Below are 19,574 nucleotides of genomic sequence, written 5' to 3' on the forward strand. Positions count from 1 at the left end.
AGGTATGTGGATTGTTTTTTATTAACCTTTAAAAATGCTTAAAATCAAGTTATGTTCTCGTTTTAAGCTTTTTAAAGGTTACATCTTTTTTAAAATCTCTAAGCTACTTCTTTGCAGTGATCTGCGCATTTAAAGCAGGTTTCAGCACATTTTTGACAGTGATCATGATCATGTTTTTTACATTCATTTCCACAGGCTTCACAAACCGCAGCACAAACAGAAGCTAATTCAGAAACAAATGGGGTTCCTCGTGCGATTGCCTGTTCTAGATAACCACAAATCTCAGCACATTCCCTATCTAACCGAATGCATTCAGACATCATTTTCATATCTTCCTCTTTTAAACATGCATCAAAACAATGATTACATTCCGTCATACATTCATGTAACGTTTGAAGAAGCTTTTGATACTGTTCATGTGGCATACATTTTGCCTCCTTGACCATAATTTTTTTCTACACCATGTAAGTTTTCCCACCACTTTTTTAAATAAACAAGAATCATAAACATATAGGAGTGACAACTTGGTCTCGGCGAATCATCGCTTGTTTCCCAGTGCCGCAATACAAGTAATCATCGCAAAGAGTTGCAATTTGGCATTTACTCATTTACTCCCAACCACAAGCAGCGATTCACCTGGTCCTTCAAAGCCGTTATCTCCGTCGAATTTCCGAAGAGCTTGCACGATTTCCAATTTCGCCTTTTTACGATCAGCTTCGCTTAACCAACTGAATGCCTCTCCAAGAGGACCGGACGTAGCATTCGCACGAGCGCTTACAAATTCTTCCGCTGAGGATGCGCGATGAACATGTGGAACAGCTTGAACCCTTACTTCATGAAAACCTGCGGACCGAAAAGCATCTGAAAGAGCATAGGGATCGCTGAGAGCGAACACCCCTGGACTTCCAGGCTTCGGAAGTGGAATCCCCGTATATCGATAAAAAATAGATATGGGCAATCCAAGCACCGGATTGTTCTCCGCTTTTGACCAGACCAATGCCGCAAACTTGCCGCCCGTTCGGAGAACTCTGTTAATTCTGGTCAAAGCCTTTTGAAGATCAGGGATAAACATCAAACCGTGACGCGAAATGGCCGAATCGAATGAATCAGGTACCAGATCGATGTTCTGGGCATCCATGACTTTGGTCTCAACGTTGGTTAACCCTTCCTGTCGTATAACCTCAGTTGCCACCTTGATCATGCTGGATGAGATATCTGTCGAGAGAACATATCCTGCCGACCCGACAACTTGTGCAGCCATAAGGCTTTGATCCCCAGTACCTGCTGCAATGTCGAGCACCCTGCTGCCTAACCTAATTTGAGCGGCTTCGAGCATCAGTTGCGTTGCGTTTCCAATTATTCGCATACGCTCCGCTGCATTGCGTCGCCAAAATTCTGCTGCTTCATAGGATTGCCAGGAATTGCTGTGCCTTTTGGCTTCGGACACGCTCATCTTAATCTGAATTCCTCCTTTATATGCGCAAGCAAGCAGCCTGACTATTTACTACACTATTGTAGTATTTAGAAAGACTGTCTGTCAATTGTTACACTTGAACATGCGATAAGGAGGTTAATAAGGCAGCAATAAGAACAGTAATAACAGTAAGATTGGCAAAGGAAAGAATCCATGCCTTCGTCGATATTTTTTCTTTCGCAGAATTTCCATTTACTATTGCTTCAATACGGGCATCAATCGAATTGTTTAGCCCAACCGTTGCAGTATTCGGCAGCTTCTCAAAATTAAACTGCAATAACTTGTACAAACCAGAAGCAAGGGCTTTTTCGCCAATAGATTGAATCGCGTATTGATCCGCATCAAGCTCTTTCTCCAAAAAGTAGCGATCACGCAGATGCTTGATTACAGGTAAAAAGAACAAAGAACAGCTTGCTCCGTAGGCAAACAAAATTTTGATCGGATCTTTTTGTGTACAGTGATAATACTCGTGTTCTAAAATGGCTAGAAGTTCCCGTTCGTCCATGATCTCAATCAAAGAATGGCTGAGCAGGATGCGGGGGCGAAACAAACCGTAAGCCAAAGCATAGGGTTCGGTGGTATACACCACATCTACCGGGACTCGTTTGCTATTGCTAAATTTATCAATAATGGGATTGTTCCATTCGACAACTCGGAATCGCAAAGAAGAAATCAATTTATGAGTTCTTCGCAGAATCCGCAATGTTCGCCCAACAAAAAGAGTACGTACGATCAAAATGAGGAACGAGAAAATAAAGAAGGTCAACGGAATCCGATGGTTTTGAAAAACGAATCTGCAGCATGAGATCATCCAATCCAACATGGTGTTGATCGCCGCATTCGTCGAAACGATCGCAGTAATAAAGAAGCTTGCCTCGATAAAAACAGTAGCAGCAAACAGCTTAAGAAACGTATTACGTTTCATCCTTTTCCCCTTCCCCCTGATCCAGCTTTTCAATGAAATGCTTTAACTTAACCAGCTGCTCCCGGTTTGTGCTAACATTCCCGACGAACTGGGCGATAGCGGCATCCCCGTAATCATCGAGCAGCTCTATAACAGCTTGTGATGACATGCGCTCAATAAATTCTTCCGGACCATATGCCGGTTTATAAACATAAAACCGTCCGGACTTTATTCGATGCAGAATCTCTTTGTCAACCAACCGGCTCATGATTGTCATAATGGTCGTATAGGCATAATCATTTTCTTTGTTTAAATCGTTAAGAACCTCTTGCACTGAAGCTTCACCACGCTCCCAAATGATTTTCATAATCTGAAGCTCCAGCGGTCCGAGCAATTTAGATAAAATAGATAAGTGATTTTTCTGCAATCCTGATCCTCCTCTATAGAAACTACACAATTGTAGTATACAAAATGTGCTAGTTTTGTTCCAGTCGGGGATTATTTTTTCTATCTTTTTTGCCGTTTTATTTTATTATTACTTTGAATATTTTCCACTTTCACCCTATACCCTTGTCCATTTCGAATTTATAGGACGAATCATACTATTAGTAGAGAAGGGAAATTATTTATTTAAAGTGAAACTCCTTCAAAATTAGTTAAGAAATGAGGTAAATCTATGTTGTGGGGAAAACGCAAAGACCTCTGTCAGAAATATGCCGAGATTCTCGGGGGAATGGGTAGTTTAGATGAAAATGATGTTTGTCTTGTGCAAAAGTTTAGAAACCTAGATTTTACTATTCTTGGAAGACCCACTAAATCTCCATTGGTCGTTCCGCAATTTTTTTCTTTTGAAGATGTCGATAGTAGAGGAAGAGCTTTGAATTTAGGTGAAACAGTGCTATTACAGGAAGAAGTCAATCCCTTATTAACTGAACTTAGAAAACGAGATATTATTGTAACAGCAATTCATAACCATTGGTTATTCGAAGAACCACGAGCAATGTATATGCACTTTGAATCAGTTGAACCACCATTGGATTTTGCTAGGAAAGTAAGAGAAGCATTTAAAGTTTTGGAAGCATAAATGATAAAAAACATTTGTTTAACAGAAAGTTAGAAATTGAGGTTGCACCCGCCTGACAGATGGGTATTCGTATTATAAGGTTAACCAAGTTATTCTTGGTTGACCTTTTTTATGATTGGTCTTAGATTAAGGTAACCGGGTAGTGTTTTGCAGGAATAGATCCTACGGTCTTCTCCTAAGGACACGCAAACAAGCTATTAAACTAAATATATACTATATTGACGAAAAAACAACTTTTTGTTAATTAATGCGACAAAAATATCTTCAGTTTATTTGTCGTGCAATTTTGAAGTGCTATCATATTGGAATGTTCCCCTTCTCTCTAGACCGAACAACAGCAACGCGTTTAAAAAACTCGAGATGCCAAGTAACTGAAATAGTATTAAACTGTACACTGCAAACTTTTGGTACATCAACTAAAATGATTCATCTGATAGTTTTATTCAGCTGCCACGGCATCGGCTTTTGTTACATGTACAGTACCATGTGGATGGTGTGGAGGTGCATATATCGAGTAAAGTTTTAGCGGTAAATTACCTGTATTGGTTACATTGTGCCATGTTCCAGCAGGTATCATAATGGCAGAGTCATCATAGACTTTTCTTTTAAAGTTTAATTTATCTTTACTCTTACCCATTTGAACAACCCCTTGACCTTGTTCAATACGTAAGAATTGATCAACGCTATGGTGAATTTCCAAACCGATATCTTCACCAACATTGAGACTCATTAATGTAACTTGCAAATGATTTCCTGTCCATAAAGCTGTACGATACGTACTGTTTTGCTTCGTAGCCTCATTGATATTAACTGCAAAGGGTTCTGGTCCATAATCTTTTAACTCAATTTTATCTCTTCCCTTTGATGATTGTAATAAACCAAATCGTTTAGCATGTTCTTTCCCATTAGGAATAGTCCAATAAACAGGCTGTCTTCCATAGTTATACATTGATGTGTTAACACAATAAGGATATGGATACATATAAGGAACATAGTACATTTATCTTATTCCCTTCACAGATTTATAAAATTATTCTATGCACTATGTTTAGGGAATGTACATTGATTCAAGGTGACTTATTTAAAGAAATCATTGTTAGTCCCATACACTTACTCAATTAAATTGACCGTTTGCTGAAGAAAAAACACTCTAATAAACAGGTTTCTTATCAATCTCTATTACAAACAGGCTTAATTAGCTGTTTGAACTATTGAATTTTCGCTTCTGTAAAAACTCTTCTTAGAATTTCATCAACTGTCTCTTCTGGTGTTAAATTTGATGAATCAATCCACATACCTATCCTTGGGGTTTCTGATTGCAAGACACTTTCAAGAGAAGAGATATCCATTGCACCATACCCTTTTTTCGGTCGAGATGCTTCCCTAGCAGCCACAATTTCAGGACGGGGTGTTAACACAATTACATACAGGGGTCGATGTTGAATATATTCAACAATATCCTGTAGCATAGGTCCAATAATTACATCCTGTAAAACCACATTAAATCCTGATTGATAATACTCATCAGAGACTTTAGCTGCGAGTTTATAACGAAGTCTTAATTGCTCTAATGCTTCAATTGAAGGGGTGTCTGACATTCCGACTCCACCATTTACTATCATTTTTCTAAACAAATCTCCACGAACATGGACACTCTTTTCCAAACGTTCTGAAAGGAGTTGAGCAATTGTAGATTTACCTGCTGCCATTATCCCAGTGATTAAAAAAATGCCCCTCTCATTTTTACTTTCACTAGTAATCTCATTATTATTGTTTGTCATTAAATAATTATCCCCTTATAATTCATTTTGCTTTGGAAAAAAGTCACTTTCAACTCTTCAAGTGTTAACTTTCTATTTAACTACCTTGCCCAGTAAGTTTAAGAAAACAAGTGTATCCTCTTCAATAAAATTAATAGAGCAAAATTTGGTATAGATCAATAAAGCAGACATAATTTTTTGGTTTTTTCCTCTACCGCGCTTTTAATGAACTCCTTAGAGTATTTCTTTTTCCAATTATGAACCGTGTTGGGACTGATCTCTAGATCCAGGACTGTTTTGGCAACGAACTTGTTTTGTTCGATCATCATCTGCAGTGCTTCTTTTTAAACCTTCATCAAACGTTTTTCTGCTCATGTAGACACCTCATATGATTAATTAGTTTTATCACAAACTGTGTCTACTTTTGAGTTTAATATCATAAAGGCGTTCGTCGTTCACTACACTCCGCAAAACATAATTACCAACGTTTCAAAGGCTCTCAACCAAGTTTTTAATCTCAGCGATTATGTTAATTTTAAAATACTCTATTGTCTTTACAATTCCTTGATTAACTTACTAAACCGTTCAACTTCTTTTCGAATACTTATGGTTGGTTCCCATGAATCAATAAGGTTGATAGCCTTTTCAATTGATTGCAGTGCTTTTGCATGGTCCCTTTTGCGGGATAACAATTGGGCCATCCCATAATGATAATAAATTAACTCAATCTGATTCGCCTTATTTTTGTCATAGAGAATATTATGAAAAGATGATACCGCCTCCTCGAATTCATCACAATGAACATAAGCGACACCTAGATTAAAATAGGCTTCTATCGTTTTTTCACCGCCATAGATTTTGCTTATTTCATTGGCTGTTTTGTATAATTGAATTGCCTCTTCATAATTTCTACGCAGAAAGCATAGGTCCCCCCGAACTAATAAAACTCTATGTTGGATAAGGGGCGAAGCAGGAGTATCTATGATTTCTTCTAAAATGGCTTCTGCTTTCTTAAGGCAGCTTGCTTTTAAATAAAGTCTCGCTTTTAAGGCAAGTCCCCAAACCTTTAAATCGTTTACATCCTTATGATCAGTAGTTAATCCCTCCAGGACCTTAAGCCCTGTTTCGATTTGCTGGAGCGCTCCATCCAAATCATTGACTTCCATAAGGGCCCAACCCGCAGTATCTATTCGAAATAATGCCTCAAGCGGATGGTTTTCTAATTGATTGGCACATTCAGCAGCTTTCATTCCATATTCGATTCGTAATGGCAAGTTAACCCGGCTTAAAAAATGACTGACGCGCGTTACCAGTTCAATTAATAGCTCCTTTTCTCCAGTTTGGCTTGCCCACTTTATGACCTTAAGTATGTTCGGCCACTCTTTTTTCATTTGATCCAAATCACGTCCAAGCAAGTAACTCCAATACTCAGAATTTAGCTGCTTTCGTTTTAAATGGGTTTCCAAATATTCAACATAATACCTGCCCCATCGACTGCGCGCTTCCTTTTCAAATTCCTGATTCTCGGACAAATGTTGTTCGCCGTATGCTACAACCGTTTGATGTCCCAAATATTGCAAATCCCCTTCTATACGCTCTGGTTGAATCAAGGTATAGGCCCGCATCTGTTCAACGGCATAATGAAAATTCCGAACATCTAATCCAGCAGCTGTTGCCCAGCTCTCTTCATCAGGAGGTTTGCTGAAAAAGCATAGCACCTGCCATAAACGCCGGGTATCTTCGTTGCATCGCTGCCATGTACGGCCAAAGAGGAATTCAAACAATTCCAAGAGGGAGTAGCCGGCTTTCCCAAGTTCCTGAATCAGTTGCTCCGCAGGAATGTCATCATCTAAAATATAGGCTATGCTAAGAGCAATCGCTTTAGGGTTTCCCGCTGTCGCCAAAATTAACTGGTGCTGGATTTCTGGGGATATATTCAATAATTGTTTGATCTTTTCTCGTTTATTCGGTGAATTACATGTTTGTAAATGACGACGAACTTCATGAGAAAGAAAATCAAGCGCTTCAGCTATTTCAAGGCCCTTCAGCTGAATCGTAACCATTTCCCGAAAGGCATCCCGATATGTTTGATTCAAGTTCTCGCGAGATGTCAGGATGACTTTTACACCTTGAGGCAGGTTGGTAATGAATTCGCGAATTTCACTTTCCGCCGTATCAATGCTGTCTATAACAAGCAGCACCCGTTCTTCCCTAGAATAGTTTGCCAACGCGTTGCGGACAACAAAACGTTTTTCATTAATCGATGTATCGATTTGTTCCATTCGTCCGAGCTGATAAGCGATTGTATTCAGGAAATCACTAAAGGTTAACCCTTTCCAATCAGCACTGACCCAGATGATGCAGTTAAATATTGGCCAGTCTGCGTCGACACGAACAGAATCTCCATGGGAATCCCTCACACATGCATATGCTGCTTCAAGAGCTGTCGTCGTTTTCCCCATACCGGCCCATCCGGTAATTAAACATACCGGTGAAGGAGACAGCAGCCATTGCCGAATCGCTTCCAAGTCAAATCTCCGTCCGATAAAGACCCCTGACCAGCGTGTTGGCAAGTTATGCGTCATTGGATGGTCAGTAAGCGCAATTTTTTTGCTATCTGGTATATCATGAAACAATCGTCTAATTACGTGTTCAATCTCTTCATCAAGAGGTGCGCCGAATGACCCGTCTTTTCTGAGCATTTTTGCTTTTTTCAGACATGAAGCTACCCATACAGGTAATGCAGGTTTGAGCACAGGGAGGGAAGTCGTCTCTAGTAATCTAATAAACCACTGTATATCCATGTCACTTTTCATAATGATCCAAATCATACCGAAAAGCTTCCCGTCATCAATCCGGCCAGGAACATATTTCGGACCCATTTGTCCTATCCAGCTTTTAATTGTGTTAGACGAGACCCCAATCTGGTAAGCGATTTTATCTACATAAGACTGCCCCACAGAAACATTTTCACTTTTCTTTCTGCTAATCTTATAATCAGGATGGAGTTTTAGTGACTTAACCCCCTGCGATAACAGCTCCGCAAATTGTATCTGATCTTCTAGTTCAGCCATTATTCCTGCACACCTCCTGCTTATTTTCTTCTATCGATGCATCAAAAATTAAAAAGTACAGCGCAACTGTACTTTTATACAGTATAAAAAACTACTCAATCTCTTTATGAGAATCTAAAATTAGATTATACATTCTATTATGTATGCGATAACATTTTAAATTGTATGCGATAACATCGTCAACCGCCCGGGTTATAAGATGAATTTATATTCATTCTAATATAAATCATTTTAATAGGTATATAAAAACTTTATTTAAAGAAAGGAAAATTGCCGATGAATAACACAGTACCAAAAACGATGAAAGCAGCAGTTATGCACAGTACAAGAGAAATTAACATTGAAACAATACCTGTACCTCAAATCGGTGATGACGAAGTATTGATTAAGGTTATGGCCGTTGGAATTTGCGGGTCGGATTTGCATTATTATACTCATGGCAGGATTGGTAATTACATTGTGGAGAAACCATTTATCCTTGGTCATGAATGCTCAGGTGAGGTGGCAGCTGTAGGATCGTCTGTCAATCGTTTTAACGTCGGCGATCGCGTTGCTGTTGAACCAGGTGTAACCTGCGGACATTGCGAAGCGTGCAAAGAAGGACGTTATAACCTTTGCCCCGATGTACAATTTTTGGCAACGCCACCGGTGGACGGCGCGTTTGTCCAATATATAAAAATTCGCCAGGACTTTGTCTTTTCAATCCCAGATTCTCTTTCATTTGAAGATGCTGCCCTGATAGAGCCATTTTCTGTCGGTATTCATGCAGCGATGAGAACGAAACTTCAGCCGGGATCAACCATTGCGATTATGGGAATGGGACCGGTCGGTTTAATGGCTGTTGCTGCCGCAAAAGCATTTGGGGCAGGCACAATCATCGTGACCGATTTGGAGCCGCTGCGGCTTGAGGCAGCAAGAAAAATGGGAGCAACTCATGTGATCAATATTCGGGAACAAGACCCTCTAAATGAAATCAAAACCATTACGAATGGCAGAGGAGTTGACGTGGCGTGGGAAACAGCCGGAAATCCGAAAGCGCTGCAAACCGCACTGGCTTCATTGCTCCGTGGCGGTAAGCTTGCCATTGTGGGCTTGCCTGCCCAGAATGAAATTCCTCTTAATGTACCATTTATTGCGGACAATGAGATTGATATTTACGGCATTTTCCGTTATGCCAACACGTATCCAAAAGGAATCCAATTTCTCGCTTCCGGTATCATTGACACTAAGCATCTTGTGACGGATAAATTTACGTTAGAAGATACACGTGAGGCGATGGAACGAGCACTTAACTTTAAGAATGAAAGCTTAAAAATTATTGTCTATCCAAATGGCAGCACCCGAGTGGGCGATAATCAAACTGATGAAATGAAAGTGCATAATTAGAAAGCGGTTTAACACTCCTGGAGCGGATTTGATATCTAGCAGAATAACAATATCAATCCCTCCCGATATTTTATCTTTTAAATATCACGATGAGATAGACAGGCTGTTGAAGGGACAAGTTGATCATTGTTTAAAAGGTTTACTACTCAAGAAGTTATTAGGAGGAGAGATGGAGGAGATTGGTTTGGCATTTCCATCTTATCGACTTGAATACTCCCAATGAAGCTTAATATTGAAAACGGATTCAGGAGGTAGATCCATGATAGAACCAGAACAAATAACGGTAGCAGAGGCGAAAAACAGAAATAAACCCTATACTAATGCTGGTTTGCCCTGGTCAGAACGAATTGGATACGGACTTGGTGATATGTCGTATAATCTTGTTTTCCAATTTGTTAACGCGTATCTTCTATTCTTTTATACGGATGTCGGCGGCATTCACCCCGCGGTTATCGCCACTTTATTCTTGGTCGTTCGAATTTTAGATGCTATTTTTGATCCTATAATGGGAGTCATTATGGATAAAACCAATACGCGGTGGGGAAAAGCAAGGCCATATTTATTGTGGGTCTCACTTCCTTTCGCATTATTCTTATTCTTGTGTTTTACCTCCCCTCCCTTTGGACCAACTGGGAACATTTTATATGCGTACGTTACCTATATTTTACTGGGCATGTCCTTTAGTATGCAAACGATTCCAGTTAACAGCTTAACAGGGCGGATTACTAATGATGTGCAAGAAAGAACGATATTAACGACTACTCGTATGGTATTGGTTTATATAGGGATCCTTCTTTCCATTTCGTGTGCAACACCACTTGCAACAGCTTTTGGAGGGGAGAATCAAGCGTTTGGATTTCAGATGACTGCTCTAGTCTATGCAATTGTAAGTATAATTTTGAACCTCCTTAGCTTTTTTACAGTACGAGAACGAGTTGTCCCTAAAAAAAGCAAGAAACATGGAATTAAAATGACTTTATCTGTTTTATTTAAAAACAAGCCTTTGTTAATTCTAACTTCAGCATTTTTGGTGTTTTCAATTGGGTTTAATATTAAAATCAGTACAATGGTGTACTACTTTACGTACAATATCCATCAAAAGGAATTAGTGTTCTTGGGAACCGTTTTATTTTTTGGTGCAGCGTTAATTAGTAACTTATTCATACCTGCATTTTCCAAAAAGTGGGGTAGAAAGAACATGATGATTATATCAGCTGCTATATCTCTTATTTCGTACGTCGGGCTGCACTTTACTCCTTATACTTCAGTCACGTTAATTTTCATTTGGTTATTTGCTTCGGGATTCTTTACAACTCCCTTAAATACGCTTGCTTGGGGTATGATTGCGGATTGTGTAGATTATGCGGAATGGAAAGCTGGAGTTCGGGCAGATGGAGTTGTTATTTCCAGCATGAGTTTTACTAATAAATTAGGAGTTGCACTTGCTGGGTCGTTCTCTGCCATTTATTTAGGGATCGCAGGCTATGTGCCTAATGTAGAGCAGACTTTAACTTCACTTAACGCTATTAAAAATATGAATGCCTTGATACCAGGAGTATTTATTTTACTTTCTATAATCATCATATGTTTCTATCCTTTAACTGAAAAAAGATATAAAAAGATGATCTCAGATTTGGAGCAAAGGTCTAACCATGAGTGATTTATTTTACAATCTCGATTATTTATATCTATATTGAACGATAAAATGAAAGCATTTCCTGGTCTACCAAAGTCAATATTTTGTAGCCTATGCTAAGTTCAGCATAGGCCTTTTTATTTTCACCTAAATTCGTCCGATAAATCTCTTTGTTTTTGAATTTACTTTGTTCTTTTGCAATAGTCGTTTGATCCTTGTCTCCAAGATTAGAGAATCGAGATAGTTGCTAATAGGGTGCTGGTCAGTTCTATCAATTTTTTTAATATATATAGAGACTAAACGCTTGTCTATACCTTTTCTATCGATCGAACATAACATGTTTATGAGCTTATTAAAGTTGAAAGAAAGGGTGTATAAACTTGTCAGGTTTTCATAAAGACGGAAAGTTTTGCAAGCAGGTTTTTCCGATTGCTGGTTCTACAGAAAATCAGCTGTCTAAGTCTCCTATCCTAGGTGGGCAACCTAACCGAAATTTCCCAAGCAGTATTGGAGGAGGCGCTCAAGTTACACAGTTTCGTACCTTCAGTAGAAAAGAAGTTAGGCAGTTTTGCGATTATGATCCTAGCAGAGATTTCGACCGTTGTTTAAGAGAACATCAAAATGTTGAGCCTTCGGTTTGGACCAGGGAACAAGCAGAACAAATTCGAATCACTCCAGACAACGTTACGAATGTAATCAACGAACCATTCCCGAGAATATCAGCAGACTTATGGATTTGGGATATGTGGCCATTAACAACTAGAGATGGTTCGATTGCTGTTCTCCCAGGCGGCTGGAGAGTACTTTTTGCTCTATCAGCGCCCCGCAGCGTATTACCTGGCCAGCGTCATGACGTGGCAAGAATTGCGTACTGGTATTCTAGAGATGGTCTTGACTGGATCCAAGGAGGAGAAGTCTTCCCGCCTGGAACAGCATTAGGTTCCCGTCAATGGGCAGGTTCTACAATGCTGGACAATGATGGAACGGTATATTTCTTTTATACTGCAACCGGCAGACGAGGTGAGACCGAAACCACATTTGAACAGCGAATTGCTCTTGCAAGCAGCGATGTTTTTTCTGATCTCAATGGGGTTCTATTTGATAACTTTTCAGCGCACCAAATTATTTTAGAGCCAGATGGAGTGCTGTATCAAACACAAGAACAATCCAGCGGCGGCATTATTTATGCTTTCCGTGACCCATTTTTCTTTAAAGATCCAGCAACAGGCTGTGAATACTTGTTATTCGAGGGAAATGTCGGGGGCACTGCTGATGAAATTGATTGCGGACCAGGTGTACCACCAGAAGCTAATCAATTTTCGGGAAATATCGGAATTGCCCTTCTTCAAAATGATAACTTTACTGAATGGGAGCTGCTTCCAGCTTTACTTGAAGCGACTTGTTTAAATCAACAAACAGAACGACCTCATATCGTTGTCAGAGACGGTCTTTACTATTTATTCACGGACTCCCACGAGTTTACATTTGCACCTGGACTTGAACCAGGACCTGGACCAGATGGTTTGTACGGGTTTGTAGCCGATGCACTTCGGGGAGATTACATTCCGTTAAATGACGGGGGACTTGTCATTACAAACCCACCTCAAGAGCCATTCCAAGCATATTCTTGGCTAGTTCTTCCAGACTTTACCGTTCTTAGCTTCATTGATAACTTTAACCTGCAGGGTATTCCGATTCAACAAGTTGGTACTCTTCCAGCCGAATTCCAATTCGCTCACTTTGGAGGTACCCTTGCCCCAACTATCCAATTAGCAGTTGATGGTGCAACCACTCAAATTGTTAATGAATTGCAATTCGGGTTAATGACGGTATCGCAAACAGAAAGCCCGAAATGTGATTTAGAATGTCCGGTAATTGAAGGTGGAGCTAGTGATGGAAAAGCCTTCGACAAACTGGATAAAATTTTTAAAGTGTATAAAAATTTATTTGATTTGAAATAGATGATCCGTGTCCCCTAATTTTTAAAATAAAGTATAAGTCGGGCAGTTTTCACCTATTCTTCTGAGTAGGGGCTAACTGCCCGTTTATGTGTGATAAATCTTCACAATCGTGGCTTTACCCCTTTTCACCACCTAAAACGCATAATTTGTAACGCCGCCATCAACAAATAAGTTTTGCCCAGTGATATAACTCGCACCATCCGAACAAAACATAATAACAGGTGCAATAAGTTCCTCCAGCTGTCCCAACCTTCTCATAGGAGTCCTTTTCTCGATAAGCGTCCGAAACTCTTCGTTTTCCAGTGATTTTTCGTTCAGAGACGTTTTGAAAAACCAAGGGCTGATCGCATTTACAGTAATGCCTTGCTCTGCCCACTCATTGGCCAGCTGCCTGGTCAGTTGCACAACGCCTGCTTTGCTTGGTCCGTACGGGGTTCCTGATGAAAGACTAAGAGAAGAGGCCACAGAGGCAACATTGACGATCCTTCCATACTTTTGCTCTGCCATATGCTTACCGACTGCCTTTGACATAAGAAATACAGACTTGAAATTGACATTCATTACTTTCTCCCAGTCGTCCTCCGATATATTGAACGCCGTTTCCCTTACACTCGTCCCCGCATTGTTTATTAAAATATCAATTTGGCCAAAACGGTTCATTGCTTGATTGACTGTCTCTTGTACTGAGTCACTGTCTGTTACGTCACAAACCATTGCCAGCGTTTCCTTTCCTGAATGATTAGTAATTTCCGCAGCTGCTTGTTCTAATTCTTCTAACGTTCGCGCCACTAACACGACATTAGCCCCCGCATTAGCCAGCCCCTCTGCAAGTGTTCTTCCGATACCTCTGCCAGCTCCTGTGATCAACGCTACTTTTCCATTTAAATTGAAATTTGCTTCCATTTCTTCTGAACACCTCCAAAAAGAAGTAAGTTATATCAATTATATCTCTTTATCAATTGCTGCTTCCACATTCTGATTCGACAACTATAAGTTAGTTCGGATATAGTAATGCGATGAACCCTCAAAATTGAATAAAACAAACTTAAAAACCCTTTACAGTCGTCGCAAAGAGTTCCCTTTATATTACATATCCTTTTGAATATATTTAGTTTATTTTTTGAAAAATTGAACATTTTTTATAACATTGACATAAAGTTGAGATGCTTATATCATCATTGACATTGAGGGTAATCATTCATTGACATGCAAATAAGTATCATCATTCTTTTCGTCTTAGAAATTGATTAGTTTTTTAACTAGTCAATTTCTGAGGCGTTTTTTATCTTTAAAAATTTTATAGAGGTAAGCCCCCACTTATAAGCGAAGCATAGGTGGGATATTCTAAACTATTAAGGAGGTTTTCGCATATTGAAAACAATTTATAAAGATATCCTTTTAATTATTGTTGGAGCATTTCTTGTTGCTGCTTCTATTGATTTTTTTGTGATCCCAAATAAGTTAGGGGACGGAAGTACGGTTGGTATAGCTCTGGTTTTATATTATTTATTTCATATACCTACAAGCGTCAGTACGTTTATCGTTAATCTTATTTTTATTGCTTTAGCTTATAAATTTTTAACGAAAAAGACGATTCTTTATACTGTACTAGGTACTATTATGACCTCTGTTTTCCTTAGTATTGTAAGCTTTATTCCATTTGCAGTTCATGACATGATTTTAGGTATTGTGTTTGGTGCGGTATTAATGGGGACAGGATTAGCGCTGATTTTTATTGCTGAAGGATCTACTGGCGGAACTACTCTTTTAGCCTATTTATTAAATTATACAAAAGGCTATAACATTTCAAAAAGCATGTTCTATATGGACAGTGTCATTATATTAGCTTCTGTATTCGCTATCGGTATCAATAACACACTTTATACGTTTATATTTGTTTATTTGTCCGCTAAAATAGTTGATTTAGTAATTGAGGGCTTCCACAATAAAAAAGCAATGACTATTATGTCTGATAAATATGAAGAAATTGCTCAGGTCATTACTAGTGAATTTGGGAATGCCGCAACCATTTTTTATGGATATGGATACTATGTTAATAAAGATAAACGAATTATCTATGTTGTAATTAAAAAGAATGAACTGCTAAAAATCAAAAAGAATGTACAAAAAATCGACCCTGCTTCCTTTATTGTTATCCATGAGGTAAAAGAAGTGGTAGGAGGAAAATTCGGCTTTGCAGGTTATCCTTCTATTAATAAAGGGAGATAAAATGTTTTTTAAATTGTTTTAATGTGTGCAAAAAGGCTTTAAAAACGTAAAAGTTTTTAGAGCTTTTTTGTGTGTTATTACTTAGTAAATTATTTATTAACATGCACAGGATCGGAACAATTTTATAATCCGCATGATCGAATACTGCCAGTGTTTACTTTTTGATAATTTTAAATATAAATCGTTTATTGTATAATTATTTCCAAACTCAAAATAAAGGACAATTGAAGTTGGATCGCCCCCTGGCTTTTGATAATCCAGCAAAAGGGAGAATGCTATGAAGAACGATGCTATTATTCAATTTAAAAATGTGACAAAACAATTCGACAATGATCCAGCAGTTCTGAATCATGTAAGCTTTGAGATTGAGCGCGGGAAATTTTATACGCTCCTCGGCCCTTCCGGATGCGGGAAAACTACCATTCTAAGATTAATTGCCGGATTTACAGAGGCAACCGGGGGAGAGATTTATTTTAACGGAAAAAAAATCAACAACGTGCCTGCCAATAAACGGCAGGTGAATACAGTATTTCAGGATTATGCGCTTTTTCCTCATCTAAATGTATTTGAAAACGTGGCGTTCGGATTACGGATTAAAAAAATGAGCAAGACGAACATCGAATCGAAAGTAAGGGAAGCGCTCAGCTTCGTCAACCTGGAAGGCTATGAAACTCGGGAAATCAGAGAAATGTCAGGCGGCCAAAGACAGCGAGTTGCGATTGCCCGGGCGATTGTCAACGAGCCGGAGGTCATTCTTCTTGATGAGCCTTTGTCAGCACTCGATTTGAAGCTGCGTACAGAAATGCAGTATGAATTGCGAGAGCTGCAGCAGCGCCTGGGGATTACCTTTATCTTTGTCACCCACGACCAAGAGGAAGCGTTGGCAATGTCAGATGAGATATTTGTTTTGAATAAAGGGAAAATCGAGCAAAGCGGTTCGCCAACAGATATTTACGATGAGCCGATCAACCGATTTGTTGCTGATTTTATCGGGGAATCCAATATTGTCAAAGGGATCATGCTTGACGATTATCTCGTCGAATTCGTTGGAAAGCGGTTCGAATGCGTCGACCGCGGTTTGGACAAGAATGAGCCGGTAGAGATTGTGATCCGTCCGGAGGATTTGGAAATCACCTCTTTGGAACACGGGAAGCTTCAAGTGCGTGTCGATTCCCAGTTGTTTCGCGGTGTCCATTATGAAATCAGCAGCTACGACCAAGACGGCAATGAATGGCTCGTCCATTCCACGAAAAAAGCGACGGTTGGAGATCAAATCGGCCTCTTTTTTGATCCGGAAGCGATTCACGTCATGCGCTTTGGGGAAACAGAGGAAGAATTCGACCGCCGTTTAGAAGCGTATTCAGCAGGAGACGCTCATGGAAAATAAGCTGACCCGGAATTTATATATGCTGCCTTATGTGCTTTGGATTGCACTATTTGTAATCGCGCCAATTGTCCTTGTTCTCTATTATTCCTTCATCGATATTGAAGGAAATTTTTCGTTTACCAATTACCAAAACTTTTTTACTCCTGTGTACCTTCAAATGGCGCTCAGTTCACTTTGGTATGCACTTTTGATCACGTTGATTTCGCTTGTTATTGCTTACCCGACTGCATATTTGCTCACACAGACAAAGCATAAGCAGCTTTGGCTTCTACTAATCATTGTCCCTTCTTGGATCAATTTACTGTTAAAAGCCTATGCGTTTCTCGGTATTTTCGGAACGTATGGTGTGACAAACAGCTTTTTGGAATTGATCGGGGTTGGATCCAAGCAGCTATTATTCACTGATTTCAGCTTCGTGTTTGTGTCGGTTTATATCTTTATCCCGTTCATGATTCTGCCGATTTTTAATTCAATCAATGAACTCAACCCGACGCTTTTGGACGCCGCCAATGATTTAGGAGCTTCCAAATGGACAACCTTCCGACGTGTCATCTTTCCGCTCACGATAGACGGCGTGAAATCCGGCTGCCAGCTTGTCTTCATTCCGGCACTATCCTTGTTTATGCTAACGAGATTGATCGCCGGAAACCGTGTCATTACACTTGGAACTGCGATTGAACAGCATTTTCTTGTGACGCAGGACTGGGGGATGGGTTCTACCATTGCGGTCTTTTTAATCTTTTTTATGTTTCTGATGATGTCTGTTACAGGCAACGGAAAGCGAGGTGTGTAACGTGGATAAAAAAATATCTCCATTATCTAAAGTATTTTTGGTTGGGGTCTTTTTCATCCTCTATGCACCGATTTTTTTCCTAGTTATTTACTCGTTTAACAGCGGGGGGACGATGTACAATTTCGAAGGCTTCACCTTGGATTGGTACAAAGAATTGTTTAGCGATACAAGGCTCCTCATTATTGTTTTAAATACTGCGGTGATTGCTTTATTATCGGCGCTCATTTCGACCATCATCGGTGTGATCGGTGCTTTGGAGATTCGCTCGTTTAAACGGAGGCAAACGAAAAATACGTGGTTATCGTTAAATAATGTGCTGATTGTCAGTCCCGACGTGATTATCGGAGCATCCTTTCTAATCTTGTTCACGATGGCCGGAATACAGCTTGGTTTTTATTCGGTGCTCCTGTCCCATATCGCTTTTAGCGTTCCGATCGTTGTCCTGATGGTACTGCCGAAATTATCGGAGATGAGCCCGACGTTAATTGACGCGGCTCTGGATCTTGGGGCGAGCCGGCTGGATGTGCTGACAAAGGTGATTTTACCGTATATTACACCCGGAATTTTCGCCGGTTTCTTTATGGCGTTAACGTACTCACTCGATGATTTCGCCGTTACCTTCTTTGTGACTGGAAACGGGTTTACCACACTTTCCGTTGAAATTTATTCGTTGGCGCGCCGCGGAATCTCATTGAATATTAACGCTTTATCGACCTTGCTTTTCCTATTCACGATCCTGCTTGTCATCGTCTACTACTTTATTACACAGCGCAACAAGCCGAGTGGAATGGGGGTTAGAAAATGAATAAACTGATCCGTGTTTTTCTAACAGTTATCCTTGTGTCTGCGGTGCTTTTATTTGCAATAGCGAGATTGAACGCCTCGCAGGGCTTTTCAGGCGGCAACACGTTAACGATCTATAACTGGGGCGACTATATTGATACCGAGTTAATCGATCGCTTTGAAAAAGAGACAGGCATCAAGGTGATTTATGAAACGTTTGATTCCAATGAGGCGATGATGACAAAAATCCAACAGGGCGGCACGACGTATGATATTGCCGTCCCATCGGAATATATGATTGATAAGATGCGACAGGAGGACTTGCTCATCCCTCTCGATCATTCGAAGCTTCCGAATTTAAAGAATATTGACGAGCGATTTATGAATCTCCCGTTTGATCCCGGCAATCAGTACTCTATCCCTTATTTCTGGGGAACCGTCGGCATTGTCTATAACCCAAGCATGCTGAACGGCACGAAAATTACGACCTGGAACGACCTGTGGGATTCTGATCTAAGAAATGAAATCCTTTTGATCGACGGCGCGAGAGAAGTCATCGGAATGGGACTGAACAGCTTAGGTTATTCGCTTAACGATACAAACAAGGACCATTTGGAGAAAGCGAAGGAAAAGCTGGACACGCTAACCCCAAATGTAAAAGCCATTGTCGGAGACGAAAACCGGATGCTTCTTGAAAATAAAGAAGCGGCGATTGGCCTCGTATGGTCAGGTGTAGCATCAGAAATCATGGCTGAAAATGAAGATTTGGAGTATGTCGTTCCAAAGGAAGGCTCCAACCTGTGGTTCGATAATATGGTCATCCCAAAAACGGCAAAAAACGTGGATGCGGCCCATCAATTTATTAACTTCATGCTCGATCCGAAGGTTGCAGCGCAAAATACAGAATACGTCAGCTATTCGACACCAAACAAAGAGGCTCTTAAATACATGCCGGAAGAAATGGTCGCTGATGAAAGATTCTATCCCCCGCCGGAGCTAACGGAGAAGCTGGAGGTATATGAGAACCTCGGGCGAAAAAATCTGGCTTATTATAATGAGTTATTTTTGAAATTTAAAATGCATCGGAAGTAGGGGATCCTGAA

The 19,574-nt window shown here is 40.0% G+C and carries 17 protein-coding genes; 9 read left to right on the plus strand and 8 right to left on the minus strand.

Annotated features, from left to right (window positions below; genetic code table 11):
• Positions 1-98: 98 nt before the first annotated feature.
• The 4 genes from JOC74_RS12365 to JOC74_RS12380 form a co-directional block, all read right to left on the minus strand.
• On the minus strand, positions 99-425 hold the full coding sequence (locus JOC74_RS12365) for a four-helix bundle copper-binding protein (protein ID WP_053604855.1): 327 nt from the start codon (positions 423-425) through the stop codon (positions 99-101).
• 179 nt (positions 426-604) lie between these two features.
• Positions 605-1,366 (minus strand): class I SAM-dependent methyltransferase, encoded by a 762-nt coding sequence (locus JOC74_RS12370; protein WP_158320318.1) that lies wholly within the window; start codon positions 1,364-1,366, stop codon positions 605-607.
• A 178-nt stretch (positions 1,367-1,544) separates the two neighbouring features.
• Positions 1,545-2,399 carry a M56 family metallopeptidase gene (locus JOC74_RS12375; protein WP_053604857.1) on the minus strand — a complete coding sequence of 285 codons (855 nt, stop codon included), beginning with the start codon at positions 2,397-2,399 and terminating at the stop codon, positions 1,545-1,547.
• Positions 2,389-2,805 carry a BlaI/MecI/CopY family transcriptional regulator gene (locus JOC74_RS12380; RefSeq protein ID WP_225970255.1) on the minus strand — a complete coding sequence of 139 codons (417 nt, stop codon included), beginning with the start codon at positions 2,803-2,805 and terminating at the stop codon, positions 2,389-2,391. Before JOC74_RS12380 ends, JOC74_RS12375 begins: the two co-directional genes overlap by 11 nt.
• A gap of 249 nt (positions 2,806-3,054) precedes the next feature.
• Between JOC74_RS12380 and JOC74_RS12385 the strand changes: the two genes are divergently transcribed.
• The gene (locus JOC74_RS12385) at positions 3,055-3,462 is read left to right on the plus strand and encodes a DUF1259 domain-containing protein (RefSeq protein ID WP_053604858.1); all 408 of its coding nucleotides are present in this window, start codon (positions 3,055-3,057) and stop codon (positions 3,460-3,462) included.
• Positions 3,463-3,901: 439 nt separating this feature from the next.
• On the opposite strand, the gene JOC74_RS12390 is transcribed toward JOC74_RS12385, so the two are convergent.
• The 3 genes from JOC74_RS12390 to JOC74_RS12400 form a co-directional block, all read right to left on the minus strand.
• Positions 3,902-4,462, minus strand: coding sequence for a cupin domain-containing protein (locus JOC74_RS12390; RefSeq protein ID WP_053604859.1), 561 nt, complete (start codon positions 4,460-4,462; stop codon positions 3,902-3,904).
• A gap of 208 nt (positions 4,463-4,670) precedes the next feature.
• The gene (locus JOC74_RS12395) at positions 4,671-5,243 is read right to left on the minus strand and encodes an AAA family ATPase (RefSeq protein ID WP_053604860.1); all 573 of its coding nucleotides are present in this window, start codon (positions 5,241-5,243) and stop codon (positions 4,671-4,673) included.
• Positions 5,244-5,776: 533 nt separating this feature from the next.
• Entirely contained in the window at positions 5,777-8,296 is a 2,520-nt protein-coding gene (locus JOC74_RS12400) for a tetratricopeptide repeat protein (RefSeq protein ID WP_053604861.1), read from the minus strand.
• Between the two features lie 276 nt (positions 8,297-8,572).
• Here JOC74_RS12400 and gutB point away from each other — a divergent pair, with 276 nt between their 5' ends.
• The 3 genes from gutB (at position 8,573) to JOC74_RS12415 (ending at position 13,279) form a co-directional block, all read left to right on the plus strand.
• Positions 8,573-9,682, plus strand: a complete 1,110-nt coding sequence (gutB, locus tag JOC74_RS12405) for a sorbitol/xylitol/iditol dehydrogenase GutB (RefSeq protein WP_053604862.1) — start codon at positions 8,573-8,575, stop codon at positions 9,680-9,682.
• 259 nt (positions 9,683-9,941) lie between these two features.
• Positions 9,942-11,342, plus strand: coding sequence for an MFS transporter (locus JOC74_RS12410; protein WP_053604863.1), 1,401 nt, complete (start codon positions 9,942-9,944; stop codon positions 11,340-11,342).
• Positions 11,343-11,698: 356 nt separating this feature from the next.
• Positions 11,699-13,279, plus strand: a complete 1,581-nt coding sequence (locus JOC74_RS12415; protein ID WP_053604864.1) for a glycoside hydrolase family 68 protein — start codon at positions 11,699-11,701, stop codon at positions 13,277-13,279.
• Between the two features lie 132 nt (positions 13,280-13,411).
• Here the strand turns inward: JOC74_RS12415 and JOC74_RS12420 are convergent, their stop codons facing one another.
• Positions 13,412-14,182: an SDR family NAD(P)-dependent oxidoreductase gene (locus JOC74_RS12420; protein ID WP_053604865.1), complete on the minus strand. Its 771-nt coding sequence runs from the start codon at positions 14,180-14,182 to the stop codon at positions 13,412-13,414.
• A gap of 468 nt (positions 14,183-14,650) precedes the next feature.
• On the opposite strand from JOC74_RS12420, the gene JOC74_RS12425 reads away from it, so the two are divergent.
• From JOC74_RS12425 to JOC74_RS12445, 5 genes are all read left to right on the plus strand, one after another.
• On the plus strand, positions 14,651-15,508 hold the full coding sequence (locus JOC74_RS12425; protein WP_053604866.1) for a YitT family protein: 858 nt from the start codon (positions 14,651-14,653) through the stop codon (positions 15,506-15,508).
• Positions 15,509-15,785: 277 nt separating this feature from the next.
• The gene (locus tag JOC74_RS12430) at positions 15,786-16,895 is read left to right on the plus strand and encodes an ABC transporter ATP-binding protein (protein WP_053604867.1); all 1,110 of its coding nucleotides are present in this window, start codon (positions 15,786-15,788) and stop codon (positions 16,893-16,895) included.
• Complete coding sequence (locus JOC74_RS12435; protein WP_053604868.1) at positions 16,885-17,688, plus strand: ABC transporter permease; 804 nt, start codon at positions 16,885-16,887, stop codon at positions 17,686-17,688. Before JOC74_RS12430 ends, JOC74_RS12435 begins: the two co-directional genes overlap by 11 nt.
• A 1-nt stretch (position 17,689) precedes the next feature.
• Complete coding sequence (locus JOC74_RS12440) at positions 17,690-18,493, plus strand: ABC transporter permease (protein WP_053604869.1); 804 nt, start codon at positions 17,690-17,692, stop codon at positions 18,491-18,493.
• Positions 18,490-19,563 carry an ABC transporter substrate-binding protein gene (locus JOC74_RS12445; RefSeq protein WP_053604870.1) on the plus strand — a complete coding sequence of 358 codons (1,074 nt, stop codon included), beginning with the start codon at positions 18,490-18,492 and terminating at the stop codon, positions 19,561-19,563. The genes JOC74_RS12440 and JOC74_RS12445 overlap by 4 nt, the downstream gene beginning before the upstream one ends.
• The last annotated feature ends 11 nt before the right edge of the window (positions 19,564-19,574 follow it).

Origin of the sequence: Bacillus capparidis (assembly GCF_017832095.1) — a bacterium.
GTDB lineage: Bacteria > Bacillota > Bacilli > Bacillales > Bacillaceae > Bacillus > Bacillus gobiensis.